This window comes from Salipaludibacillus aurantiacus, from assembly GCF_900111295.1.
In the GTDB taxonomy this organism is placed as follows: domain Bacteria; phylum Bacillota; class Bacilli; order Bacillales; family Salisediminibacteriaceae; genus Salipaludibacillus; species Salipaludibacillus aurantiacus.
In genome coordinates this window covers 257,431-281,690 of record NZ_FOGT01000001.1, presented here as the reverse complement: position 1 = coordinate 281,690, position 24,260 = coordinate 257,431, and the positions used below count along the sequence as shown (strand labels likewise).

The following is a 24,260-nucleotide window of genomic DNA, read 5'->3' as shown; positions in this document are numbered from 1 at the left end:
GAATAGAGTGGTTAAGGCGGATGTTCTATGTCAAATTATATCGGACAGTGGAAAAATTGTACAACAACCTGCTATGGTATAGCTGAACAGGAGGAGAGAAAATGACTAAACAAAAACAAGTGGTTGTAACAGGAGCGGCACAAGGAATTGGCAAGAGCATTGCAGAAAGGTTTGCTCAGCAGGGGAATCACGTCTGGTTAATTGACATAAATGAGCAGACAGGTAAACAGACAGAAGAGATATTTTTAAAAGAAGGACTGAAAGTAACATTTGCAGCTGTAGATGTAAAAGAGCCCAACGAGATTGAGCGTTTTTTTGACAGAGTTAAAAAGTTGGGGCTCACAATAAACACACTTATAAATAATGCCGGAGTTTCAAGGTTTCTGCCTCTTGATGACCTTACTTTGGAGGAATGGGAACTCGTGATGAATACAAATGTACGAAGTGCATTGCTGTTTTCACAAGGAGGTTCGAAAGTAATGGAACCGGGTAGTTCAATAATAAATATCGCCTCAACCCGAGCGGTGATGTCGGAACCGGGCAGTGAAGCTTATGCTGCTTCAAAAGGGGCCCTGTTATCTTTAACCCATGCTTTAGCCTCCAGTCTGGCGTCTTCAGGAATCAGGGTAAATGCGGTCAGCCCTGGATGGATACAGACTGAGAACTATGAGCAGTTAAGAGAAGATGACCACAGGCAGCATTGGTCAGGCCGTGTTGGAAGGCCTGATGATATAGCAAGAACCTGCCTTTTCTTAGCGGATGAATCCAATGACTTTATTACCGGTGAAAATATCGTTGCAGATGGCGGGATGACCAGGAAAATGATTTACAGGGATTGAGATACCAATAAGAATCACGTATGATAGTAGATTACAATGATCAATAAGGAGATAATATCAAATGAGGAATATTCAACTGATTGCAACAGATATGGATGGCACGTTATTAAATGACGGCCGTTCAGTTTCTAAAGAAAACGTGCAGGCCATAAGGGAGGCCCAGGCTGCAGGTATAACAGTTGCTGTGGCTACAGGCAGGGATTATACGGAGGCGGTGCTTCCACTAAAAGAAGCGGGACTGCGTCTTCCTTTAATCTGTGTAAACGGTGCTGATTTACGTATGGAAGATGGTAACATTATTCATCAGAAAACTCTTGGCTATGACCAGTTTGAATTAATGAACAATATATTAACTGAAGAAGATATTTATTTTGAAATTTATACTTCCAAAGGTGCTTATACTAATAATGAGAAAAAAGGATTGGATCTGGTCGTGGACCTTTTGCTGACAACAGGAGAGTTTTCTTCCTATAGTCAAGCAATGGAACTGGCAGAAAAAAGGTTCGAAGAAGGAGCGGTTAACCGAACGAAAGACTATCGGGAAGTGATTAATCAGCCTGAAACAAGCTTATTTAAACTGCTCGCATTTTCAAAAGATACTGAGAAGCGGGAAAGGGCTAAAAAACGATTAATGTCAGGGATGGACGTAAGTGTGAGTGCATCTGCCAAAGATAATCTGGAGATCACACATCTTGATGCGACTAAGGGAAAAGGGATTGAAATTATGTCTGATTATTTTAATGTCGGACTGGATGAGACAATGGTGATAGGTGATAATTTTAATGATGTCCCTATGATGAAGACAGCAGGTTATGCAGTAGCTATGGGGAATGCAGAAAGCGAGATTAAAAGTATTTGTGATCATGTAACTAAAAATAACACTGAGCATGGGGTGGCTCATGCTGTCCGTTCTATTATTCCAAACTATCAGAAGTAATCAATAAAAAAAGCAGCCTTAGCTGCTTCAGATTGTCGAGGAACCCGCATTATATAAAAAATGCGGGTTTCTTTTTTGCTTACTTTAATAAAAAAGTGAATGGGAACGGTGATTGAAGAACGAAAGGTGGCGACTCCAGCGAAGATTCCAGAGTGATCTTCTCTCGGGAGCTGAAGCGTTGCCCTCGGAAAGTGTCCACCTGAAGTGATGAAATCACTCGTTATTACTTAGCTGCTTTTCATTCTGGAATTGTCAGGCTGCTTCTGCACTTTTTTCCTGTTTCTGTTTCTGCTTTAGCTTTATATCTTTTAAATAATAGGTGCCGAGGAAAATACCTACCAGCAAGTAGCCGACAGCAAAATCGACAGAGGCACCGAAAGCCATGCCAGGTGCATGCATCAGACCGACCCAGCTCAGCAGTGCACCAATGAAAGCAAAGGTCGCTGCTTTATGGAATTGCTGGTCAATAATAAATACTGTAACAGAACCTAATATAATAGCGGTAAACATGGCGCCTTGGCCGAGCGGGACAATACCTGCTGATAAGTCTGCTACAGCATCAGGAGCCGCGTTGTCGAACCGCGTCATTAAATAGTTAGCAAAGTAAGGAAGCATAGCTATTGCGACGGCAGGATAATATTTTTGACTGTTCGAACTGAACGCGGAAGATACCATTGAAATACCTACAAAAACTAATATAGGCGCTACTACAGCTACAGGAATAATGGCACTTAATGCTGCAATAATACCAAAGGTGGCTGCTAATGCAAAAACCCCGGCATTTAACAGACTGTACCCGCGTCCAGCTTCCATTTTTTTAGCTCCTACTGTTGCGATATAAACGGTAGTAGGAAATAAACCGCCGAACACGGCTCCGAGCATAGTCCCTGCCCCGTCAACAGCCTGGCATTCCCTTACATCATAATCGTCCCCTTCAGCTTTCATGGCTTCTACGTTATTCATTGTCTCAACTGCATTATAAATAGTTATTGGCAGAATGACTGCTAACAGGGCAATCATGGCCCCGAATAAATACTGGAAGCCATCAAATACGGCCAGGGAAGGAAGAATGGGATAGATACCTAAATGTGAAAGGCCTTCTTGAATACCGGCAGTATCGGCATAACCAAGGCCAAATGCTAAACCTGTACCAATGATCATTGCAAATAAAGAAGCTGGAATACGAAACGGCAGGGTGACCCTTCCTACAATTCCTAGAAGGATAACTGCAAGAACAAACAGACCGACTACAGGCATTTCAAAAGACGTAAAGAGCATTTCACCTGCAATAAAAGTCAGGGCTACACCTGCAAGAGCACCAAGCATCGCTGCTCTTGGTATATTTTTCTGAAACCATTTTCCTGTAAAGCTTGCTAAAAATTCAATTAAACCGCTGATAAATGCAGCAGCCAGGGCGATTTTCCAGGCAAGCTCTGGGTCGCCTGTCAATGTGTTGGCAGGAACAAGGACACCGAATAAGAATATAAACATCACCGGTGTGCTAATTCCATAAGACAAAGCAGTGACATTATTTCTCTTTTCTTTTTTTGCAAGCCGGTTTGCCATATAAGCGTAATAAACATTTCCAAAGATGACAGCTACAGCTGCACCTGGAATGACCTTTCCAAAAACGAGATCAGCGGGGAAGCCGAGTCCAAGCATAGTTACAGCAATAATGACAAAGTTAGCTAAGTTATTCTGAAACAAAGCAAAGAACGCATCGATGTCTTCTTTCTTAAACCACGGGTATCGTGCCGTATTTTCACGCATAAAGAACTCTCCTTAATATAGTTATTAATTTATTTTTGAACTATAGGTTCTTCTTGTAAAAAATGAACCTTGCCATTTGATAAACTTGATATTCTTGCTAAGGAATCTATACGAAAACCTTTTTCTTCAAGAAGCTTTCTTCCTGGCTGAAAAGATTTTTCGATTACGATACCGATGCCTGCTACTTCAGCCCCTGCCTGCTGAACGAGATCAATAAGGCCCATTGCAGCTTGACCATTGGCCAGAAAGTCATCTATTATAAGGATCCTGTCCTGTGAATTTAAGAGGTCTTTACTTACTGAAATGTCGTTCGTCTGATTTTTCGTATAAGAATGGACCGAAGAAGTAAGAAGGGAATCTACCATAGTTAATGACTTTCTCTTTCTTGCGAAAACCAGTTCACAATCCAGGGCCAGGGCAGTCATAAGCGATGGAGCAATTCCTGAAGATTCCAAAGTCAGTATTTTCGTTACTTTCTCATGCTGGTAGCGAGAGGCAAACTCCTTGCCAATTTCTTTCATTAGTTCAGGATCAATGCCGTGATTAAGGAAAGTGTCAACTTTTAATACATGGTCATTGATCACTGTGCCATGGTTAATAATCTTTTTTTGTAAAAAGTCCATAATAATTCCTCCAAAGTAGTAATCAATCCACAAAAAAACCCGGTATTCCTGTTCACGCCTCACAAATACAGAGTGAACAAAATACCGAGTTTAGCTTTAAGATGACAGGGAAAACTAACATACATAGCGTAAGTCAAATGGCACACACTAATGCTAGCCAACTCAATGATATTTTGACACTCGTAGTCAAACGATTTACGGTCGTCTGGTAGAGACTCGTGAGCCTTATTCCCACAGTTATACGAGTTATTGTGTTTTCAGATGGATTGATTATATCATATTTGGGTATCTGTGCAAGGGATTTCCCGAACATAATATGATTTTGTCGAAGTTTTGTACGGAATTCACCGTTGAAGTCGGGGATGTTTGACAGCTTCTTAACATAATACTCTGATCTGTTTACATCCAGTTGAATTTTGTTTAAACTATTGCTTGTTGTGGAACATGTACATACAACAGAGCTAAAAAGGAAGGGTGGATAAATATGTTAAAAAAACTATTTGGACTAGACAAAAAAGAAGAATCAAAAGAAGTAGAAATGCCGGAAGCAGACGGAAAAGATTTATTAGCAAGCCCTGCAAATGGAGAAGTTGTTCCGCTTTCAGAAGTGCCTGACCCTACATTCGCAGAAAAGATGATGGGGGACGGCGTCGCGGTTAAGCCTTCCGAAGGTTTGATTGTTTCTCCTGTACACGGGGAAATTGTTCAACTTTTCCCTACTAAGCACGCTGTTGGTATTAAAACAGTTAATGGAATTGAAGTGCTTATTCATATCGGTATTGAAACAGTCAATATGCAAGGTGATGGATTTAAAGCCTTTGTAAGTGAAGGAGACAAAGTAGCTAAAGGTGATAAATTAGTCGAGTTTGATATGAACCTTGTAAATGAAAAAGCTGAAAGTACGATTACCCCTATCATTATTACAAACGGGGATGCCGTAGACAGCCTGGAAAAGCAGGAAAACGTACAGGCGACTGGCGGAGAAACCATTGTAATGACAGTCCACAGCAAATAAAAAGAACCGGTATAAAACCCGGTAATAAGAATGGCCCTCACAAAGTGAGAGCCATTCTTTATTTTCTTTACTTTTATTAAACTTATTTTACGGTCTTTCTTTTAAAAGTTCGGATAGACATACGGGCTTTCCGGCTCATCTATTTCCTCAATGTGAGCATCTGTCACTACAGGAATCTGCTGGTCCTTATAATGGCCTTTTTCAATTGTACCCCATGCTACAATCCATGTGTCATCTTCCACATTTCCAGACTCTGCAGCCTCTATCATCGTGCCGTAAACTGAAGCATCTGCAGTACAGCATGTCATTGCAAAACGGGCAGCAACAATCTGGTCAGGATCAAAGCCGGGTTCCCGGTAAGCAAATCCTGTAATTTCTATTCCATTTCCAATAAATTCATCGAGGTAAAGATCCAGAACAGTCATCATATCAAGGTAATTTTCATCTGTAACTAACACTGTGTCTTTCTCTAACATCTCTTCTGCTAATTCCTGGTAATAGTCATCAAACCATTCTTCATCATATACTTCTTCCATTGTGTAATGTTCTTCTTCCTCCTCGGAAGAAGCTCCGATAGAATCGAGATATCCTTCCGGATCATCTAAATAAGCTTCAGCCCTGGCAGTATTTCCATTTTCAGCTTCAGTAGCTGAATTTACATTTCCTTCTGCAGCCTGAGGATTTGATCCCCCTCCAAATTGTATACCTCGATTTGCGGCTACAGAACTGTCCAGAGAACGGTCAGGAAGTGTAAAACCGAATAAAACAGGGAGAATGAAAATACCGTAAATAATCAATTTCAGCCAGGACGGGCCACTTATTTGATGCTCATGTTCACATCCGCAGGAAGAATCCTCTTCATCATTTTTCGTACTTCTAAAAACCTGTACAATACCTAAAATGAAAAAAGTAACTAAAGCAAAATAAATAAACGGCATCATCGATGGTGCGATGTAATACACAATATTGCCGGTTAAAACCAGACTGAGAATTAACATGGCAAACCCTATGAGGATGATCCCCTGTATAAAAGCATGAAATGAGTAGTCATAGTTCTTCAATTTAATCCCTCCCAGGCGCTACAAAATTAAACCATACAAAATAATGACGGAGAAGTAAACGATAAAGGTAACAGTAATCATAAAAGCAATAACAAAACGTGCTTTAAAAAATGCGAAGAGCATAAATGTGTTTTTTAAATCCAGCATCGGTCCGTAGACCAGAAATCCGGTAAGTGATGCATCTGTAAACTGGGAACCGAAAGATGCAGCTACAAATGCGTCAGCTTCTGAACAGAGTGAGAGCAAATATGCAAATACCATCATCACAAATGTTGAAGTATATGTGTTAGTTCCAATTGTTTCAAGAAGGCTCCGGTCTAAAAAAGTTTGAAACAATGCAGCAATAAAAGCACCAAGTATCAGATATTTTCCCATCATAAAAAATTCATCAGATGCATGGTACACCGTATCACGAACCCTCGCTAAAAAGCCTGGCTTTCCGGATCTCTTTTGAGACTGGTCTTCTTCAATATGCACATGGTGGCTTGCTAAAGAGACATTAGCTTTATTTCTAAGCTGATCCGGCTGCTTTCTGAAAATACTGTAAAGAATAGCTCCTATAATAATAGATAAAACAAACGCCAAGCCCATTCGAGAGTAAAGAATGGTGGGATTGTTCCTGAATGCAAAGTAAGTTGATGCAAATACAACCGGGTTGAGAATTGGCGCTGCAACCAGAAAAACTATTCCTGTGTGCAAAGGCATCCCTTTCTTTATTAACCGTCTGACCACAGGAACGATGGCACATTCACATAAAGGAAGGATGGCGCCGAGAAGGGCTGCTGGAAACAAAGCTGCATAGGCGTTTTTTGGCAAAAACCTCTGGATAGTATCTTCTGAGACATATATCTGAATAAGTGCAGAGACAAATACTCCTAATAAAATAAAAGGGATTGCTTCAATAACAATACTCAGAAAAATGGTATTTACATTTATCCACGCATTAGGAATAGATTCCATACGTTCGCTTGTACTGACCTGGTCACTGAATAAAAATAAGATAAGAAATAAAAAGAGCAGACCAAGACCCAGTAAATCTTTTCCAAATATTTTTCCTTTTGAGGTACTCATAAGCTACTCCTGTCTTAAAAAAGTGACTGCTTCTATGTTGATTCCTTCAATAGTTTAGCAAAGGACTCTGGGACAGTAAATTTAAATAAGAATTTGTAATAGGAATGCAATAAAAAAAGATATCACTTATCTGAATCTGAGATTAAGAGATATCTTTTTTAATTAAGGTTAATCAATCAGCTGTTAAACATCCATCACCGTTGATGGGTCAATGAGGGTGTATACGAGAATGGCGACGATAAAACAATAAATTGCAAAATATATTAATTTACTTTTCTTCAGGAAATTTATCAGCCAGATAATCCCTAAAAGTGAAAAAAAGAAACATACGATAAATGATATGAAAAGATTAAACGGACCGATATAATTTAGCATTCCTGCTGAAAATTCGTCCAGAGCGAGGATACTGGAGCCTAATATAACCGGAATAGCCAGCAAAAAAGAATAGCGGACTGCAGTATCCCTGTTTAATCCCATCAATAAGGAGGCAACAAGAGTGGCCCCAGAGCGGGAAATACCCGGAATAACTGCAATAGTTTGTCCTAACCCGACAATTACGGCGTCCAGCCCATTCATTGACGATTCATCTCTGTGTCCCAGCCGGTGAAACCTTTCTATAAAAATCAGAGCCAATCCAGTAACCGTTAGCGACGCGGCGATCAAAGCAGGTGTTTTCATCGCATCAGCAATAAAATCAGATAGGAGCATTCCTAACACACCGGTGATAAATGTAGCTATTAAAATATAAACTCCGAAAAAAAACGGTACCTTGTCCTCTTTGGACCGGTAAATAATAAACTTAAAGAATCCCTGGATGACGCTCCAAAGATCTTTCCAGAAATACATAATTACTGCAAGGACGGAGGCCATATGTAAGTAAATTTCAAATGCCAGGCCCGGGAAGGTGTAACCGAACACTAATTGGGTAATCACTATATGAGCAGTGCTTGAAACCGGCAGAAACTCAGTGATTCCCTGAATAATTCCAAATACAATCGCTTCAAATAACGTCACTTTCATCTTCCTTTCTGCTTGGATATAATATATAAAGGTTAACAGACTTTTTATCAGGCCCTGTTTAATTTATTTAAATAAAGCGAATTTTCTTTCCCGTGCAGCCGGACTTCTAGTTAATCTCTGGTGACAACCACGGACCTGCGGCTCGTCCGCAGGCAGAATTATTGATTTTAAATAAATTCTCCGTTAAGGGGAGTTCATGAATTAAAAATAAGATTATGAATACAGGTTCCTTTAAAAGCACTACTGAAATATCATATAATAAAAATATCGAAACGGGAATCTTTTTTTATTTTGTTTATATGGGTGTGTCCTCAACTAACTTTTTCGAAAATTATTCCGGCTTTATTTTTTAAAATATATTTAAACATATGCGCTACTTCTATGAACATGTTTTCAAAGTGGAGGTTTTTGATGAAAATAAGAAGATTGGTAACTTTAATTATATTTTTAACTGCTGTGGGGCTGGGGAGTTATGTAATATACGACAATCAGGCTGAACAGAATGATGATGAAAACCAGCGTTTGTTAGATGAGTATCTTGCAAATGAAGGGATTGAAAGGAACGACCGGGGAGAAGAGTCCGGCCCTTCTTCTGGGCTGCAAGTGGGTGATAAGGCTCTCGATTTTGAGCTCCCGCAAGTTTATGGTGATGAACAGTTAACGTTATCAGAACTGGAAGGGAACTATGTCGTTTTAAACATGTGGGCGTCCTGGTGTCCTCCTTGCCGGGATGAAATGCCGGATTTTATTAATTTCTACGAAAAGTACAAGGATGACGGAGTAGAAGTGGTGGGAATTAATATGACGACCCAGGAGAGGAATAACGAAGCAGTTGAACAGTTTGTCGAAGATTTTAATATTCCGTTTTACACAGTCCTTGATGAAGATGGTGAAATTCTGGATGGTTATGAAGTGAGACACATGCCAACCACTCTTATTATTGACCCGGATGGCAAGGTGGCCATGAGACGGCCTGGATTTATAAACTACGAAATGCTTGAAGATTATTATATGGATATCAGGCAGAGTTATGAGAAAGAAGCATAAATAAAGAGACGTACTTACCGTTTTACAGCCCCCAGTAAGACAGTCACTGGGGGTTAGTAACGGGAAGACGCCTCTTTTTTTAACGGTGTTTATCATATTGTGCTAATTTAGTCATCTTCTTGAGCTTGCTGGTTAATTCTTCAGATAAGGCCGGTGTATTTGTGCTTTTAATATTTTCTTTTAATTGGGAAACCTGGCTTGCACCTGTGAGTGCAGTGCCCACAGCAGGCTGATCCATAATATACCTGAGAGCCGTCTGCTGCAAGGACATTCTTTCATGTGCTGCTAAATTTCTCAACTCCGGCAACAACTCCTTTAGCTCGTTTTCAAAATAGGTTAAATACCCATCATCCGTAAGCTTCCTTTCAAAGTTATCAGTAAGTAAGCCTTTAGCTACAGGACCGCGGGCTATAATTGAAATTCCGTGTTTATCAAATAAAGGAAACCATTCTTCCGGTCTTCGATCGAGAAGGCTGTACTGCATCATCACACTTACAATATTTGATTTCTCAGCAAATTGTTTTATAACGTTCGGTCTTATAGAGGAGATGCCATAATAACGGATCGTTCCTTCTTGTGATAAATCTTCGAATGCTTCTATCACTTCATCAATCGGGTCATCAATTGTTCCTCCGTGTAATTGATAAAGGTCCAAATAGTCCACATTCAACCTTTGTAAAGATTGTTTTAGAGCATGCTTTATGTAGTTTTTATCCGGATTCCAGCGCCAGCCGTCTATTCCTTCGCCCCATTCATTTCCCCCTTTGGAAGCAAGAATGATTTTATCCCGGTGTCCTTTAACCGCTTTTCCTACACTTTCTTCATTAAATCCAAATTGATATAAATCCGCAGTATCAAAGAAATTAATCCCATGGGCGACGGCTTCATCAATAAGTTCGCTGTTTGAAAGATGGTCGTCTGATAGCGACATGCACCCGAATCCTAATTCAGACACATATAAATCCGACGTTCCTAATTGATTTTTCTTCATTTTAACACCTCCGTTAATCTCCTACCCGTTCTCGCTTTAAATATATCCCCTTTTTCTTTCGTAAATATTTCAACATAAAAAAATCAGGATATCAAACAGTCTATCAGTGTAAGGTCCCCCGCTGGGAAACCGCTAATGAAAAACGGGAGTGTTTTTGATATGCTGAAAACGTACAAGAATAAATAAACAGGAGGAGTACACTGTGTCTGACTATTTAAAAGAAACAACTTTAGGAACTAAATCCATTTTCAAAGGAAGAATAATAGATGTGGAAATTCAGGATGTCAGATTACCGGATGGCAAGGAAAGCAAAAGGGAAATTGTACACCATCCCGGGGCTGTAGCCGTCATTGCCTTTACTTCGGATGGAAAACTGATACTGGTTAAGCAATATCGTAAAGCGCTTGAGAAGGCTATTGCAGAAATACCTGCCGGGAAACTTGAAAAAGGCGAAGATCCACTGGAATGTGCGAAAAGAGAACTTGAAGAAGAGACAGGTGTGGTAGCCGGCAGCTGGTCAAAACTTCATTCTTTTTATACAAGTCCGGGCTTTGCTAATGAAATTGTATATATTTATTTAGCGGAAGGATTGTCTCATGGAATAGAAAGCACCGATGAGGATGAATTTGTTGAAAGAATAGATGTGACAATGGAGGAAGCAGAAGAAATGATCGCTTCAGGAGAGATTCATGATGCAAAAACAATATATGCCATTCAGTATTGGAAGCTGGAAAATTTGAAAGCCTCTGAGGAGCAAAAATAAAAGCATGCAAAAACAATACATGGATTTGCATATTCATCTGGGACGGGACATTTACGGCAATCCGGTAAAAATTACTGCTTCAAATAAGATGACTCTCCAGGCGGTGATCGACGAAGCGGTGAGCCGCAAAGGGATGGACATCATAGGGCTTGTGGACTGTCTTTCTCCTGCTGTCCTTAAAGAAATTGAAGATTTATTAAAAGAAGGGATCCTAACGGAATTAACCGAAGGGGGATTCCGTTATAAAGGAATACTGACGATTCTGCCGGGTGCAGAGTTAGAGATTTATGATGAGAGGTGCCGTGGACCAGTCCATGTATTATGTTATTTTCCTGATTTTAAACAAATACAGAATTTTTCGGCCTGGTGCCGACCTTATATCAAAAATATCCATTTAAGTACTCAGCGGATCTACGCAAACACCAGTGATTTACAGAACAGAGTTAAAGAAGGAGAGGGATGGTTTATCCCCGCGCACGTGTTCACTCCTTTTAAAAGTGTGTATGGTAAGGGCGCTGATGTATATATGGCCGAACTATTTAATCTCGACTGGGTAGACGCTGTTGAGCTTGGATTAAGCGCTGACCGGTCTATGGCTGAAACTCTGCCTGAATTGGATGCTATGCCGTTTCTGACAAACTCAGATGCTCATTCGGTTAAAAAAATAGCGAGGGAACATCAGGTCATTTATGTGTCTTCCCCGACTTTTGCAGAAGTAGAGAAGGCCATAAAACAAAAGGCAGGCAGAAAGGTAGTAAGAAATACAGGCCTTCATCCGGAGCTTGGCAAGTACTATCAAACGGTATGCGGGCAATGCTTGCTGCCGGCAGATAAAAACGTCTGCCCAAAGCATCCTTCAGCTCCTGTCATTAAAGGGGTAAAGGAGCGGACAAGGGAACTGGCCATGCAGCAGGAACAGGGGAAAAGAGGGAATATGAAAGCGTTGGAACGGGCATCTTATCTGCACCATATTCCGCTTGAATTTATCCCGGGTATCGGCCCGAAAGCAGTGGATCATCTAATCAGCTTATTTGGTTCTGAAATGGCTGTGCTTCATGAAGTACCGTTTGTAGACCTTTTTAAAACATTGACTGAAAACCAAGCTGATTTTATGAAACGCATGCGTGAGGGGAGTTTACAAATACAGCCTGGCGGAGGCGGAAAATACGGCAAAGTAAAAATTTAAATCTATTTTCTTTATCATAGTTTGATTCCTCATTTCATAGACTCTGATAGACACATAATCAGATAATAGAAATGAGGGTATATAGATGGGGAAGCTCTATGTAAGGAGAAATAAGCTGACAGAATATCTGGACAATAACAGAGCTGCATATATCTTTACTACCGTCTTGCTTCTTATGGGAGTTATTTTCGGTGCAATCATTGTAAACAGTATGAACTTTTCCCAGAAAAATGATTTATATGCTTACTTAACTCTTTTTTTTAATGAAGTAGAAAAGGGGGAGTTTGCCAACCCGGCGGCTATTTTCACTCAGAGTTTTGCTTATTACAGTAAAATGCTGGGGTTTATATGGGTGTTAGGGCTTTCGGTGATAGGGCTCCCTATCGTATTTATACTTCTGTTTATAAAGGGGTTAATGGTAGGTTTTACGGTAGGATTCCTTGTAGACCAGATGGGTTTTGAAGGGTTTTTATTTGCTTTTACATCGGTATTTCCGCAAAATATATTCCTAATCCCGGTATTTATTCTGGTGGCATCCACAGCTACAGCTTTTTCCATCCGTATCTGGAGACAAATTATTAGAAGGGGCCATGAACCGATCTTTCAGCACTTTGTGTCTTACACATTCTTTATTTTTATAATTGGGGCTGTTTTAGTGCTTATTTCCGCTTTTGAGGCATTTATTTCCCCTTCAGTAATGCAATTTGTTATTAGAAATTTCATTTTCTGATAATTATTATTAAATAACAATTATTCTGATGTATATTTAATATTAATTCTCATTTGACACCCTTTTTTCTCAAGGAGTATAATAGACTGAGAATAAATAACTTAATTTTGAACATGGATATCATGTTCACTTTTCCTTTTACAGCGGGAGTTAAATTAAGGAAAAGGAAGTTAGGGGGAAGAAAATGGAGCAGCGAATCGAACGAATAAAAAAACAACTTCATTCTCAAAGTTATAAATTAACACCGCAGCGAGAAGCAACGGTTCGGGTCCTTCTTGAACATGAAGATGATCACTTAAGTGCAGAAGATGTCTATATGCTTGTAAAAGAAAAATACCCGGAAATCGGGCTTGCTACTGTTTACCGGACATTGGAACTTTTAACTGAACTGAAAGTCGTTGATAAAATCAATTTTGGGGATGGTGTCTCCAGATACGATCTCCGGCAGGAAGGAGCAGCCCACTTTCATCATCATCTTGTATGTATTGAATGCGGGTCTGTAGACGAAATACAGGAAGATTTACTGGAAGATGTTGAAAGAGTAGTGGAAGACCGCTGGAATTTTGCCATTAAAGATCACAGGCTTACTTTTCATGGCATTTGCCACCGCTGCAAATAGTAATAAGCTTGTTAAACACGTCTTTACCTCAAAAAATGACATCATGAAACCTGGCGCATAGTGTATGGCCGGGTTTTTTTGTTGCTGCGAGCCGTGAATTAACCCGGGGCTATTGAATGTGCTGGCCGCTTTGGAGAGCAGTTATAAAGCCATTTAATAAGTATTTAATAGTAATTAGTGAGTATACTTTCTGTCCTGGTTGTCATATCCTTTATTAACACTGGTAATCAGGAGAGGTAAACTATGTACAATCTAAGCCGTTTTGTTCAAACAATCTGGATATTTTTCTTATTCATGGGGTGCACGCTATTATTTTATTATGGTATTCTATGGGTGAGTGACGAATATAAAGAGTACCATCGCTATGATGAGCCACAAGGTAAAGCGGTGAAAGTCTTTCAGCCCTCTTTAAGAGAAAATCCAGGAGAGAATGTTGACCTTTTTGACCGTTTTCTTCTTTTTTTATCGGAGGGAGAGTAGCTGAGAGAAAGGTGGACATGCTTAATGACTAGTGATTTGAAAGCGTTTATTCATTACCTCACTGTGGAAAAGGGGCTTGCCGGGAATTCGACAGCTGCTTATGAGAGGGATTTGCAGTCTTATCTTCTATACTTGGAGAAAGTAGAAGGAATCAAGGCTTTAAATGATGTGAAAAAGTCAAATATTCTTCATTTTTTATATCATTTAAATGATTTAGGCAGGGCAGGGACGACAATCTCCCGGGCTTTGTCGTCAATACGGTCCTTTCATCAGTTTCTAATAAGAGAACGGCTGAGTGACCAGGATCCTTCCGTTCATGTGGAAATGCCCAGACCGGATAAAACACTTCCCAAAATACTATCTACTGCTGAAGTCGAAGCGTTGCTGGAAGCGCCAGACTCATCAACCCCGCTAGGCATAAGAAACAGGGCCATGCTGGAAATACTCTATGCCACCGGTGTACGGGTAACTGAACTTTGCAGCCTGAAACTGGGGGATATTCATTTGCACATGGGATTTATCCGTTGTCTGGGGAAAGGGAATAAAGAACGAATTATTCCTTTAGGACAGATGGCCAGTGAAGCCCTTGAAAAATATTTGAACGACAGCAGGCCTGTACTGACCAAAAAGCTGTCCCATGATTTACTTTTTGTTAATCATCATGGAAGGCCGTTAAGCCGCCAAGGATTCTGGAAAGTTTTAAAACAGCTTTCCGGGGCTGCCAGAATAGAAAAAGAACTGACACCGCATACGTTAAGACATTCTTTCGCCACTCATCTGTTAGAAAACGGGGCAGATTTGAGAGCTGTCCAGGAGATGCTTGGTCATGCGGATATTTCAACTACCCAAATCTATACGCATGTCACTAAAGTAAGAATGAAGGATGTGTATTCCAAATATCATCCAAGAGCGTGATAAGCAGTTGTTTTAACTTTAGATGTCTGACCTCAGACAACGATAATGATTGCTGTTTCACTGTGCGGGTATAGTAAAACAAGGATATTCATTTTTTGAAGGAGGAAGACAATGAGACAAGAGAATTACAAACGTGTTTTTTTAATTGTAATGGATTCTGTTGGGATTGGAGAAGCGCCGGATGCTAAAGAGTTTAATGATGAAGGTGCAGACACTCTGGGCCATATAGCCGAGGCGTACGGTGCACTGGCTATGCCTAATATGGACAAGCTCGGCCTGACTAAAATTAAACAGTATAAAGGAGGAACTGAGGTGGCCTCTCCTAAAGCCTGTTATGGAAAAATGGAGGAGGCTTCAGTTGGTAAGGACACGATGACTGGTCACTGGGAGATTATGGGCCTGAATATTGATCAGCCTTTCAGAACCTTCCCCGATGGGTTTCCACCTGAACTGATAGATACGATTGAAGAAAAGACTGGACGTAAAGTACTGGGGAACAAACCGGCATCCGGCACAGAAATTCTCGAGGAACTTGGTGAAGAGCATGTGAAAACAGGGGACCTGATTATTTACACATCTGCTGATTCTGTTCTTCAGATCGCTGCCCATGAAGAAATTATTCCGCCTGAAGAATTATGGGAAATTTGTGAAATGGCCCGGGAACTGACTCTGGATGAAAAATATATGGTAGGCCGTGTCATTGCCAGACCATTTATAGGTACCCCTGGAAAGTGGGAGCGTACGGCTAATCGTCACGACTATGCCTTAAAGCCATTTGGCAGGACGGTTATGAATGAACTCAAAGACCAGGGATTTGATTCCATTGCAATTGGTAAAATATCTGATATTTACGACGGAGAAGGCATTACAGAGTCTTTACGGACTTCTTCCAATATGGATGGCATGGATAAAATGAATCAGACTCTTACTAAAGATTTTACAGGGTTGAGTTTTCTTAATCTTGTAGACTTCGATGCTAAATTCGGCCACCGCCGGGACCCGCACGGTTATGCTAATGCTCTTGAAGAATATGATGCCCGTTTACCGGAAGTGCTTAATGAATTAAAAGAAGATGATTTGCTGATCATTACAGCTGATCATGGAAACGACCCGGTCCATCACGGGACGGATCATACACGGGAATATGTGCCCTTATTAGCGTATTCAAAGCGTATGAGTGAAGGGAAGTCTTTAGGGACAAGGAAAACCTTTGCTGATATAGGCGCCACAATTGCTGATAATTTTGGTGTTAAGCTGCCTGAGTTTGGTACGAGTTTTTTAAATGACATCATAAAGTAGGAGATGAGTAAATTGTCAAGTAATGAAATGATTGTCCATGCAAAAGAGTACATTGAAAGAAAATTGTCTTCTAAACCTTCTGTTGGTCTGATACTCGGATCTGGTCTGGGGGTGCTGGCAGACGAAATCGAAAATCCTGTTGTGATTCCTTACAAAGATATTCCCGGTTTCCCATCTTCAACAGTTGCCGGCCATAAAGGGCAGTTTGTGATAGGGGAACTGGAAGGTACGACAGTAGCAGCTATGCAGGGCCGCTTTCATTTTTATGAAGGCTATCCTATGGAACTTGTGACCCTCCCTGTACGGGTAATGAAAGAAATGGGGGTTGATCAGTTAATAGTTACGAATGCGGCAGGCGGCATTAATGAAAGTTTCGAGCCTGGCAATTTGATGATTATTAAAGATCATATAAATATGTTTGGAACTAATCCTTTAATAGGTCCAAATGATGAGAGTCTTGGTGTACGTTTTCCGGATATGTCCCAGGCTTACACAGAAGAACTTATCAGTTTAGCAGAAGAAGCTGCACAGAAATTAAATTTAGAAGTTACAAAAGGGGTTTATGTCGGAAACACTGGGCCTGTTTATGAAACACCGGCTGAGGTGAGAATGCTGAGAACTCTGGGCGGCGATGCTGTAGGAATGTCTACAGTACCAGAAGTAATTGTTGCGAGGCACAGTAATATGAAAGTATTGGGGATTTCCTGCATATCAAACATGGCTGCCGGTATCCTTGACCAGCCCCTTACACATGACGAAGTAATCGAAACGACTGATAAGGTGAGAGCTGATTTCCTGCAATTTGTTAAAGCCATTGTAGCTAAGATGCAGTAGGAGGGGGTTTAAATGATCACTGCAGATAAAATCATTAAGTCTGCTGAGTGGATAAAAAGTCATCATCATACGCTTAAGAAACTCCAAGTTGGAATGATACTAGGTTCTGGATTAGGGGAGCTGGCAGATGAGATTGAAAATGCTGTCCGGATTCCCTATAAGGATATTCCTTACTTTCCTTCCTCTACAGTGGCAGGCCATAAAGGCCAGCTGGTCATTGGTACTCTTGAGGGAGTCAGTGTGATAGCCATGCAGGGAAGATTTCATTATTATGAAGGATATACTATGCAGCAAGTGACTTTTCCAGTCAGAGTAATGCGGGAGCTTGGCTGCGAAACTCTTATTGTCACAAACGCGTGCGGCGGAATGAATGAGAATTTTAAACCCGGAGATTTGATGCTGATAGACGACCACATTAATTTTACAGGCTCGAACCCATTAATTGGAGAAAACCTGGACAAGTATGGACCGAGGTTTCCAGATATGAGCAGAGCATATACACCTGAGTTGAAAGATTTGGCCCTTAAAACAGCGGATGAGTTATACTATAACCTGCAGCGGGGAGTTTATGCAGCGGTTAGCGGGCCGGTTTACATGTCAGCGGCAGAATTAATTATGCTAAGAAGACTGGGAGCAGATGTTGTAGGCATGTCAACGGTTCCTGAAGCAGTTACAGCTAGGCATATGGGCATGAATGTATTGGGTATATCCTGTATAACAGATATGGCTATTGGTGAAACGATAGAAGGCATTACCCATGAAGAAGTAATGGAAGTCGCGGAAAAAACCAAACCGAGATTCAAATCCTTCGTTCGCAGCTTATTAAAAAATGGACAAGACGGGCTGTGGCGGATTACTGAGGGGGAATAAATAATGAGAATGGTCGATTTAATTGAAAAGAAACGAAATGGCGGAAGCCATACTAAAGAAGAAATTGATTTTATAATAAACGGCTACACAGATGACTCAATTCCCGATTATCAAATAAGTGCCTGGGCGATGGCTGTATTCTTTCAGGACATGACACATGAGGAACGCGCTTTTCTCACTGAAGCCATGGTTAATTCAGGTGACGTAATAGACCTTTCTGCAATAGACGGTGTTAAAGTGGACAAACATTCCACAGGCGGCGTAGGGGATACGACGACACTTGTATTAGCTCCCCTTGTTGCGAGCATCGGTGTGCCGGTAGCAAAAATGAGCGGAAGAGGCCTAGGCCACACTGGCGGAACTATTGATAAACTTGAAGCAATCCCTGGTTTCAGTGTGGAAATAAGTAATGATCAGTTTATTGACCTCGTAAATAAAAATAAAGCTGCAGTTATTGGTCAGACTCAGAACCTGACGCCAGCTGATAAAAAATTATACGGTTTAAGGGATGTAACAGCTACGGTGAATTCTATTCCCCTTATTGCCAGTTCTATCATGAGTAAAAAAATAGCTTCAGGAGCCGATGGCATTGTTCTGGACGTAAAAACCGGGGCAGGGGCTTTCATGAAGGAACTGTCAGATTCAAAAGAACTGGCAGAAGCAATGGTCAAAATAGGTAATAATCTCGGACGCAAAACTTCTGCAGTTATTTCCGATATGAGTCAGCCTCTTGGTTTTATGGTAGGTAACGCTCTTGAGGTAAAAGAGGCCATTGATACACTTAAAGGGCAAGGACCAGATGACCTGACAGATCTTTGCCTGACTCTTGGAAGCCATATGGCGGTACTTGCCAAGAAAGCTGACACGCTTGACGGTGCCAGAGAGATGCTGCAAGAGGCCATCGCTTCAGGAAAAGCATTAGAGCAATTTAAAGTGTTTATTGAATCTCAAAATGGAGATCCATCAGTAGTGGACAACCCCGATAAACTCCCGCAGGCTGAATTTAAAGTCGATGTTCTATCTGAAGAAGATGGATATGTGGCAGGAATCGTAGCTGATCAGATTGGGACGGCAGCGATGCTTCTCGGTGCTGGAAGAGCGACTAAAACGTCTGAAATAGATTTAGCTGTTGGAATTGAGTTAAGAAAGAAAATAGGCGACCCTGTTAAAAAAGGGGAGCCGCTCGTAACAGTGTACTCAAATAGTGAAGATATAGAAGCTTCCAAACAGAAAGTACTCTCTTCTTATAAAATCTCTTCAACAGAATTAGAATCCCCGCCTCTTGTGTATGATGTAATTACTTGATTATAAGCGGCTTTGAGACTGGAATATAACTCAGTAAATAAAACCCTCATCATATAAGGTGAGGGTTTTCTGCGTATAACGGTTAATTGTACAAATATATCGCTTGTTTCCTGCCCCGCTCCGCTTACTCGTCACACGAAAAGAACGGCCGCGGAAAGATCAGTCCAATCTCTGGGAAATCCCCTGGGGGGCCGTCAAAACAGATTACAAATCTTTGTACACTTAAACATACCGGTTTTAATCATCTTAAAGGTTGATTGAAACCGGTTTTTTGTTTTTAAACGAGCGCTGATTCCAAACGTCATTTTTGTTTTTTTACAAAGAATAGTTGTTACCTTAAGTGGGCAGAATAGTGGGGACATAGAATGATTAAATCGGAGGGATTTGTGTGAAGACAGCTGTAATAGTGTGTTTAACTGCTATTTTTTTCTTTAACCACGTGCCTTTTACAGATGCAATGGAAGGTGACAAAGAATTTGCTGATCAAGCGACTTCAGCTATTTTAATGGAGAGAGATACCGGCACTGTCCTATTTGAGAAAAACAGTCATGAACAACTGCCGCCTGCTAGTATGACAAAAGTAATGACGATGCTTTTAATTATGGAAGCGATCGAAGACGGCAGACTCACATGGGATGACAAAGTGCGGACAAGTGAACGGGCTGCATCCATGGGTGGTTCACAGATTTTCCTTGAACCAGGAGAAGAAATGACGGTCAAGGAAATGATGAAAGGAATCGCTATCGCGTCAGGTAATGATGCATCAGTTGCTATGGCTGAACATTTAGCTGGATCTGAAAATGAATTTGCGGCCAAAATGAACGAAAAAGCGAAAAGCCTGGGATTGGAAAATACACATTTTGTAAATTCTAACGGACTGCCGGCTGAAAATCATTACTCATCAGCTTATGATTTGGCTGTCATTGGTAAAGAACTTCTTCGACATGAAGCAATTACTGAATTTACAAGTTTGTATGAAGACTATTTGAGAAAGGATTCAGATGATCCGTTCTGGCTTGTAAATACAAATAAACTGGTGAAGTTCTACCCGGGTGTAGACGGTTTGAAAACAGGTTTTACTAGAGAAGCGAAATATTGCCTGACAGCAAGCGCTAATAAAGATGGTATGAGAATGATATCTGTCGTAATGGGAGCTCCCACACCGCAAGAACGAAACAGGCAAATTACTGAGATGTTTGATTATGCATACAGCCAATATCAGCTTCACACGCGTTACCAGCCTACAGATGTGCTGGGTGAAATAAAAATTGATAAAGGTGCTAAATCCCTAGTACAAATCGTTCCTGAGAAACCCGTTTCTGTGCTTATGAAAAAAGGTGAATCCATTGAAGGTGCAGAAGAAAAAATCACATTAAATAACAAGGTTAAAGCCCCCGTTTTTGAAGGGCAGGAGCTCGGATCTTTAGTTATTGAAAAAGACGGTAAGACAATTTTAACTCAGCCGCTGGTTGCTTCCGAAAATGTAGAAGAAGCGACCCTATGGCAGCTTATGAGACGGACGCGCTCTGTCTTATTCGGGGATGCCTCTTAAGTACGCAGGCGAATTGTAAGAAGTTTTGGCGAATGCCCACTAGTTTTGTTTCTATGAAGGAAAACCATACTAAGAACGTGAATTACACGTACTATCCATCGATTTCCCGGGAGAGGAAAACGGGAGGATAAAGAACTCATGTGAAGGAGTGAGACGTCTTGAGCTTGTTAATTGATTTGGAAAGAAAAGAAGAAGTTCTATGTGTCAGACTGGTGGGTGAATTAGATCATCATAATGCAGTTAAACTGCGTGAGCGTGTCGATTCGGCTCTGTCTGAATACCACCTTACACACGTGTTATTAAACTTAGAGAAACTGACATTTATGGACAGTTCCGGGCTGGGGGTTGTTTTAGGCCGTTATAAGAAAGTGCAGTCTGTTGGAGGCGAATTAGTCATTTGCTGCATATCCCCGCAAGTTAAACGGTTGTTCGAGCTTTCAGGCTTATTTAAAATTGTGACGTTTACTTCTAATGAAAGGGAAGCATTAATGAGTCTGGGGGTGGCTTCATGAAGAACCGCATGGAACTCTCTTTCTCAGCCATCAGTGCAAATGAATCTTTTGCCCGTGTCACTGTTGGGGCTTTTGTGGCACAGTTAGACCCTACGATGGATGAATTAACAGAAATAAAAACTGTCGTGAGTGAAGCAGTTACGAATGCAATTATTCACGGCTACAGTGAAAATGAAGAAGGAAAAGTTTATATTGATGCCGAGCTGGTCGATGGGACCGTTCACCTGGTCATCCGTGATGAGGGGAAAGGAATCAGTGATCTGGATGAAGCGAGGCAGCCTCTCTATACCTCTAAGCCTGAACTGGAAAGAAGCGGGATGGGCTTTACCATCATGGAAAACTTTATGGATCATGTAGAAGTAGATTCTCAGTTAATGGAAGGCACGACGGTTACCCTCGTTAAAAGACTCTCAAAGCAAAATGCCCTATGCAATTGAGAGGCCGGTCAATATGAATGTTGAGTTTAAGAATAATAAGAAGAAACATTTAAAAGATGAAGAAGTCAAAGAGCTTATAAAGCTTGCACAAGATGGGGACCAGGATGCAAGAGATAAAATCGTCCACCATAACACCAGACTTGTCTGGTCGGTTGTCCAACGCTTTTTAAACCGGGGTTATGATCAGGAAGATTTGTTTCAAATTGGCTGCATCGGGCTTATAAAATCTGTAGACAAATTTGACTTAAGTTTTGATGTTAAGTTTTCTACGTATGCAGTGCCTATGATTATTGGTGAAATTCAGCGTTTTTTAAGAGATGACGGTACAGTGAAAGTGAGCCGGTCTATAAAAGAGACAGCCAATCATATCCGGAAAATGAAGGATGAACTTTCAAAAGTGTTAGGCAGAGTGCCCACAATTCAGGAAGTTGCCGATAAATTGGATATATCACCGGAAGAAGTGGTATTTGCACAGGAAGCGAGCCGTCAATTGGCATCTATTCATGAGACAGTCTATGAAAACGATGGTGATCCTATAACTATCATGGACCAGATTTCAGACCAGGATGATGGGAAATGGTTTGATAGGATAGCCTTGAGAGATGAAATTGAGAGACTTTCAGAAAGAGAAAAGCTGATTATTTATCTCCGTTACTATAAAGATCAGACCCAGTCACAAGTAGCAGAAAGGCTTGGGATTTCTCAAGTACAAGTTTCACGTCTGGAAAAGAAAATACTTATTCAGTTAAAGGAACAACTCAACGAATAAGGTTGAGTTGTTTTTTTGTATGGTTTTTTTCTCTTTCACTCATACTAAGTGTGTTAGCGGCAATTTTGAAAGGAGCGGTATGAGTGGACAAGAAACAGCTTGATGAAACAAAAATCGATCATCCTATTTCTGACGATATACATGAGAATGAGAAGATGATTAAAGAACGGGTAGGGATAGGAAAAAGCTTTGATGTGGGCGTCCGTAAAATACATGTGCTGGACAAAGAAATCCAGTTTTATTTTGTTAATGGATTATGCGATATTCAATATATTATTGAATTGTTAAGAGAATTAATGTTTCTTGATGCCATAGAAAGAAAACGGACAAAAGTAAGAGAGCAAGTTGAAAATCGTCTGGCACATGTTCAGGTTGAACATGTGGAAACCATAGACGAGGCAATTACGCAAATGCTTTCCGGATTAATTTTTATACTCATCGAAGGTGAAACTGAGGCAATAGTTGTTGATGTAAGAAGTTATCCTGGAAGAGGCCCGGAAGAACCTGATACAGAAAGAGTAGTGCGCGGCAGCCGTGATGGTTTCACTGAAAATATTATTGAAAATACAGCTTTAACACGACGGAGAATCAGGGACGAACGTTTACGGAATGAAATTATGCAGGTTGGCAGAAGGTCGAAAACGGATATCAGCTTATCTTACATTAAAGGGATCGCAGACCCTAAAATGGTTGAAATTATAAAAAAAGAGCTGAAAGAAATTGATATTGACGGGCTCACGATGGCAGATAAAGTGGTTGAGGAATTTGTGGTGAAACAAGGATCCAACCCTTTTCCGATGGTCCGTTATACCGAAAGGCCGGATGTAGCTGCAACGCATTTGCTGGAAGGCCACATTATTTTATTTGTTGACGCCTCTCCCAGTATAATTATCTTTCCGACAACTTTTTTTCATCATGTACAGCATGCAGAAGAATTCAGACAGGCACCCATAGTCGGTTCATTTTTCAGATGGGTCCGGTTTTCAGGGATGCTGTTCTCTTTATTTATCCTGCCGCTGTGGCTGTTATTTGTGTTAGACCCCAGTCTGCTGCCGGATAATTTAGATTTTATCGGACCTGAAGAAGACTCGAACGTGCCGATATTTGCTCAGATTGTTTTAGCAGAACTGGGAATCGAACTTTTAAGGATGGCAGCCATTCATACACCTTCACCGCTCGCCACTGCTTTAGGGCTGGTGGCTGCCTTATTAATAGGCGAGATTGCTGTAGAGGTGGGCTTATTTGTATCTGAAGTTATACTCTATGTGGCAGTAGCGGCGATAGGGATGTTTGCCACACCAAGCTATGAAATGGCGATTGCTTTAAAAATGTTAAGATTAATATTCCTGGTTGGCGTGGTCCTGTTCCATGTTCCTGGGTTTGTCGTGTCAATAGCGATCGTATTTATTTTGCTTGTAAGGATAAAAGCGCTTAATGTACCTTATTTATGGCCGTTTCTTCCTTTTGACTTGAAAGCCTTGATGGATATACTCGTTCGTCAGGCTGTCCCGGTTAAACGCAGAAGGCCTAGTATAGTCAACCCGCAGGATTCCGTTAAACAGGGAAGCTCCTAATAGTTGCAGGAAGGCTTTTAATATGATATTGTGTAAAAAAA

General features: G+C 40.8%; 25 protein-coding genes and 1 riboswitch. Of the genes, 19 read left to right on the top strand and 6 right to left on the bottom strand.

Features of this window, described 5'->3' with window-relative positions; all coding sequences use genetic code 11:
* Positions 1 to 101 precede the first annotated feature (101 nt).
* Positions 102 to 839 (top strand): SDR family oxidoreductase, encoded by a 738-nt coding sequence (locus BMW59_RS01415; RefSeq protein WP_093047221.1) that lies wholly within the window; start codon positions 102 to 104, stop codon positions 837 to 839.
* Positions 840 to 900: 61 nt separating this feature from the next.
* Positions 901 to 1,776, top strand: a complete 876-nt coding sequence (locus tag BMW59_RS01410) for a Cof-type HAD-IIB family hydrolase (protein ID WP_245732896.1) — start codon at positions 901 to 903, stop codon at positions 1,774 to 1,776.
* Positions 1,777 to 2,028: 252 nt separating this feature from the next.
* Here BMW59_RS01410 and BMW59_RS01405 read toward each other — a convergent pair whose 3' ends face one another.
* Together BMW59_RS01405 and BMW59_RS01400 are read right to left on the bottom strand one after the other, a co-directional pair.
* Positions 2,029 to 3,546, bottom strand: coding sequence for a uracil permease (locus BMW59_RS01405; protein ID WP_093047220.1), 1,518 nt, complete (start codon positions 3,544 to 3,546; stop codon positions 2,029 to 2,031).
* A 29-nt stretch (positions 3,547 to 3,575) separates the two neighbouring features.
* Positions 3,576 to 4,169 (bottom strand): xanthine phosphoribosyltransferase, encoded by a 594-nt coding sequence (locus BMW59_RS01400; protein WP_093047219.1) that lies wholly within the window; start codon positions 4,167 to 4,169, stop codon positions 3,576 to 3,578.
* A gap of 163 nt (positions 4,170 to 4,332) precedes the next feature.
* A riboswitch (purine riboswitch) is annotated at positions 4,333 to 4,434 on the bottom strand.
* A 219-nt stretch (positions 4,435 to 4,653) separates the two neighbouring features.
* On the opposite strand from BMW59_RS01400, the gene BMW59_RS01395 reads away from it, so the two are divergent.
* Complete coding sequence (locus tag BMW59_RS01395; protein WP_093047218.1) at positions 4,654 to 5,184, top strand: PTS sugar transporter subunit IIA; 531 nt, start codon at positions 4,654 to 4,656, stop codon at positions 5,182 to 5,184.
* A gap of 101 nt (positions 5,185 to 5,285) precedes the next feature.
* On the opposite strand, the gene BMW59_RS01390 is transcribed toward BMW59_RS01395, so the two are convergent.
* From BMW59_RS01390 to uppP, 3 genes are all read right to left on the bottom strand, one after another.
* The gene (locus tag BMW59_RS01390; RefSeq protein WP_093047217.1) at positions 5,286 to 6,245 is read right to left on the bottom strand and encodes a TIGR03943 family putative permease subunit; all 960 of its coding nucleotides are present in this window, start codon (positions 6,243 to 6,245) and stop codon (positions 5,286 to 5,288) included.
* An 18-nt stretch (positions 6,246 to 6,263) separates the two neighbouring features.
* On the bottom strand, positions 6,264 to 7,316 hold the full coding sequence (locus BMW59_RS01385; RefSeq protein WP_093047216.1) for a permease: 1,053 nt from the start codon (positions 7,314 to 7,316) through the stop codon (positions 6,264 to 6,266).
* A 183-nt stretch (positions 7,317 to 7,499) separates the two neighbouring features.
* Positions 7,500 to 8,336, bottom strand: coding sequence for an undecaprenyl-diphosphatase UppP (gene uppP, locus BMW59_RS01380; protein ID WP_093047215.1), 837 nt, complete (start codon positions 8,334 to 8,336; stop codon positions 7,500 to 7,502).
* 411 nt (positions 8,337 to 8,747) lie between these two features.
* Here uppP and BMW59_RS01375 point away from each other — a divergent pair, with 411 nt between their 5' ends.
* Complete coding sequence (locus BMW59_RS01375; protein WP_177174145.1) at positions 8,748 to 9,383, top strand: TlpA disulfide reductase family protein; 636 nt, start codon at positions 8,748 to 8,750, stop codon at positions 9,381 to 9,383.
* Positions 9,384 to 9,462: 79 nt separating this feature from the next.
* On the opposite strand, the gene BMW59_RS01370 is transcribed toward BMW59_RS01375, so the two are convergent.
* Complete coding sequence (locus tag BMW59_RS01370; RefSeq protein ID WP_093047213.1) at positions 9,463 to 10,374, bottom strand: aldo/keto reductase; 912 nt, start codon at positions 10,372 to 10,374, stop codon at positions 9,463 to 9,465.
* A gap of 202 nt (positions 10,375 to 10,576) precedes the next feature.
* Here BMW59_RS01370 and BMW59_RS01365 point away from each other — a divergent pair, with 202 nt between their 5' ends.
* The 15 genes from BMW59_RS01365 (at position 10,577) to BMW59_RS01295 (ending at position 24,219) form a co-directional block, all read left to right on the top strand.
* Positions 10,577 to 11,137 carry an NUDIX domain-containing protein gene (locus BMW59_RS01365; RefSeq protein WP_093047212.1) on the top strand — a complete coding sequence of 187 codons (561 nt, stop codon included), beginning with the start codon at positions 10,577 to 10,579 and terminating at the stop codon, positions 11,135 to 11,137.
* Positions 11,138 to 11,141: 4 nt separating this feature from the next.
* On the top strand, positions 11,142 to 12,323 hold the full coding sequence (locus tag BMW59_RS01360) for an endonuclease Q family protein (RefSeq protein WP_093047211.1): 1,182 nt from the start codon (positions 11,142 to 11,144) through the stop codon (positions 12,321 to 12,323).
* A gap of 85 nt (positions 12,324 to 12,408) precedes the next feature.
* Positions 12,409 to 13,053, top strand: a complete 645-nt coding sequence (spoIIM, locus tag BMW59_RS01355) for a stage II sporulation protein M (protein WP_093047210.1) — start codon at positions 12,409 to 12,411, stop codon at positions 13,051 to 13,053.
* 184 nt (positions 13,054 to 13,237) lie between these two features.
* Entirely contained in the window at positions 13,238 to 13,672 is a 435-nt protein-coding gene (gene fur / locus BMW59_RS01350) for a ferric iron uptake transcriptional regulator (protein ID WP_093047209.1), read from the top strand.
* 243 nt (positions 13,673 to 13,915) lie between these two features.
* Complete coding sequence (locus BMW59_RS01345) at positions 13,916 to 14,152, top strand: YqzK family protein (RefSeq protein WP_093047208.1); 237 nt, start codon at positions 13,916 to 13,918, stop codon at positions 14,150 to 14,152.
* 24 nt (positions 14,153 to 14,176) lie between these two features.
* Positions 14,177 to 15,067, top strand: a complete 891-nt coding sequence (gene xerD, locus BMW59_RS01340) for a site-specific tyrosine recombinase XerD (RefSeq protein ID WP_093047207.1) — start codon at positions 14,177 to 14,179, stop codon at positions 15,065 to 15,067.
* Positions 15,068 to 15,178: 111 nt separating this feature from the next.
* On the top strand, positions 15,179 to 16,366 hold the full coding sequence (gene deoB / locus BMW59_RS01335; protein WP_093047206.1) for a phosphopentomutase: 1,188 nt from the start codon (positions 15,179 to 15,181) through the stop codon (positions 16,364 to 16,366).
* Positions 16,367 to 16,393: 27 nt separating this feature from the next.
* A complete protein-coding gene (locus BMW59_RS01330; RefSeq protein WP_093047344.1) occupies positions 16,394 to 17,200 on the top strand; it encodes a purine-nucleoside phosphorylase in 807 nt (268 codons plus the stop codon).
* 12 nt (positions 17,201 to 17,212) lie between these two features.
* Positions 17,213 to 18,070, top strand: coding sequence for a purine-nucleoside phosphorylase (locus BMW59_RS01325; RefSeq protein ID WP_093047205.1), 858 nt, complete (start codon positions 17,213 to 17,215; stop codon positions 18,068 to 18,070).
* Between the two features lie 3 nt (positions 18,071 to 18,073).
* Positions 18,074 to 19,375, top strand: a complete 1,302-nt coding sequence (locus BMW59_RS01320) for a pyrimidine-nucleoside phosphorylase (protein ID WP_093047204.1) — start codon at positions 18,074 to 18,076, stop codon at positions 19,373 to 19,375.
* A gap of 388 nt (positions 19,376 to 19,763) precedes the next feature.
* Entirely contained in the window at positions 19,764 to 20,927 is a 1,164-nt protein-coding gene (locus BMW59_RS01315) for a D-alanyl-D-alanine carboxypeptidase family protein (RefSeq protein ID WP_425441245.1), read from the top strand.
* Between the two features lie 158 nt (positions 20,928 to 21,085).
* A complete protein-coding gene (gene spoIIAA / locus BMW59_RS01310; RefSeq protein WP_093047203.1) occupies positions 21,086 to 21,439 on the top strand; it encodes an anti-sigma F factor antagonist in 354 nt (117 codons plus the stop codon).
* Entirely contained in the window at positions 21,436 to 21,876 is a 441-nt protein-coding gene (gene spoIIAB, locus BMW59_RS01305; protein WP_093047202.1) for an anti-sigma F factor, read from the top strand. Before spoIIAA ends, spoIIAB begins: the two co-directional genes overlap by 4 nt.
* A 13-nt stretch (positions 21,877 to 21,889) precedes the next feature.
* On the top strand, positions 21,890 to 22,645 hold the full coding sequence (gene sigF / locus BMW59_RS01300) for an RNA polymerase sporulation sigma factor SigF (protein WP_093047201.1): 756 nt from the start codon (positions 21,890 to 21,892) through the stop codon (positions 22,643 to 22,645).
* Between the two features lie 155 nt (positions 22,646 to 22,800).
* Positions 22,801 to 24,219 (top strand): spore germination protein, encoded by a 1,419-nt coding sequence (locus tag BMW59_RS01295; RefSeq protein ID WP_093047342.1) that lies wholly within the window; start codon positions 22,801 to 22,803, stop codon positions 24,217 to 24,219.
* Positions 24,220 to 24,260: the final 41 nt, after the last annotated feature.

Coding starts and splice junctions, on each gene's coding strand:
- BMW59_RS01415 (WP_093047221.1), top strand. CDS start 102: ATGACTAAACAAAAACAAGTGGTTGTAACAGGAGCGGCACAAGGAATT.
- BMW59_RS01410 (WP_245732896.1), top strand. CDS start 901: ATGAGGAATATTCAACTGATTGCAACAGATATGGATGGCACGTTATTA.
- BMW59_RS01405 (WP_093047220.1), bottom strand. CDS start 3,546: ATGCGTGAAAATACGGCACGATACCCGTGGTTTAAGAAAGAAGACATC.
- BMW59_RS01400 (WP_093047219.1), bottom strand. CDS start 4,169: ATGGACTTTTTACAAAAAAAGATTATTAACCATGGCACAGTGATCAAT.
- BMW59_RS01395 (WP_093047218.1), top strand. CDS start 4,654: ATGTTAAAAAAACTATTTGGACTAGACAAAAAAGAAGAATCAAAAGAA.
- BMW59_RS01385 (WP_093047216.1), bottom strand. CDS start 7,316: ATGAGTACCTCAAAAGGAAAAATATTTGGAAAAGATTTACTGGGTCTT.
- uppP (WP_093047215.1), bottom strand. CDS start 8,336: ATGAAAGTGACGTTATTTGAAGCGATTGTATTTGGAATTATTCAGGGA.
- BMW59_RS01375 (WP_177174145.1), top strand. CDS start 8,748: ATGAAAATAAGAAGATTGGTAACTTTAATTATATTTTTAACTGCTGTG.
- BMW59_RS01370 (WP_093047213.1), bottom strand. CDS start 10,374: ATGAAGAAAAATCAATTAGGAACGTCGGATTTATATGTGTCTGAATTA.
- BMW59_RS01360 (WP_093047211.1), top strand. CDS start 11,142: ATGCAAAAACAATACATGGATTTGCATATTCATCTGGGACGGGACATT.
- spoIIM (WP_093047210.1), top strand. CDS start 12,409: ATGGGGAAGCTCTATGTAAGGAGAAATAAGCTGACAGAATATCTGGAC.
- fur (WP_093047209.1), top strand. CDS start 13,238: ATGGAGCAGCGAATCGAACGAATAAAAAAACAACTTCATTCTCAAAGT.
- BMW59_RS01345 (WP_093047208.1), top strand. CDS start 13,916: ATGTACAATCTAAGCCGTTTTGTTCAAACAATCTGGATATTTTTCTTA.
- xerD (WP_093047207.1), top strand. CDS start 14,177: ATGACTAGTGATTTGAAAGCGTTTATTCATTACCTCACTGTGGAAAAG.
- deoB (WP_093047206.1), top strand. CDS start 15,179: ATGAGACAAGAGAATTACAAACGTGTTTTTTTAATTGTAATGGATTCT.
- BMW59_RS01330 (WP_093047344.1), top strand. CDS start 16,394: ATGATTGTCCATGCAAAAGAGTACATTGAAAGAAAATTGTCTTCTAAA.
- BMW59_RS01325 (WP_093047205.1), top strand. CDS start 17,213: ATGATCACTGCAGATAAAATCATTAAGTCTGCTGAGTGGATAAAAAGT.
- BMW59_RS01320 (WP_093047204.1), top strand. CDS start 18,074: ATGAGAATGGTCGATTTAATTGAAAAGAAACGAAATGGCGGAAGCCAT.
- spoIIAB (WP_093047202.1), top strand. CDS start 21,436: ATGAAGAACCGCATGGAACTCTCTTTCTCAGCCATCAGTGCAAATGAA.
- sigF (WP_093047201.1), top strand. CDS start 21,890: ATGAATGTTGAGTTTAAGAATAATAAGAAGAAACATTTAAAAGATGAA.
- BMW59_RS01295 (WP_093047342.1), top strand. CDS start 22,801: ATGATTAAAGAACGGGTAGGGATAGGAAAAAGCTTTGATGTGGGCGTC.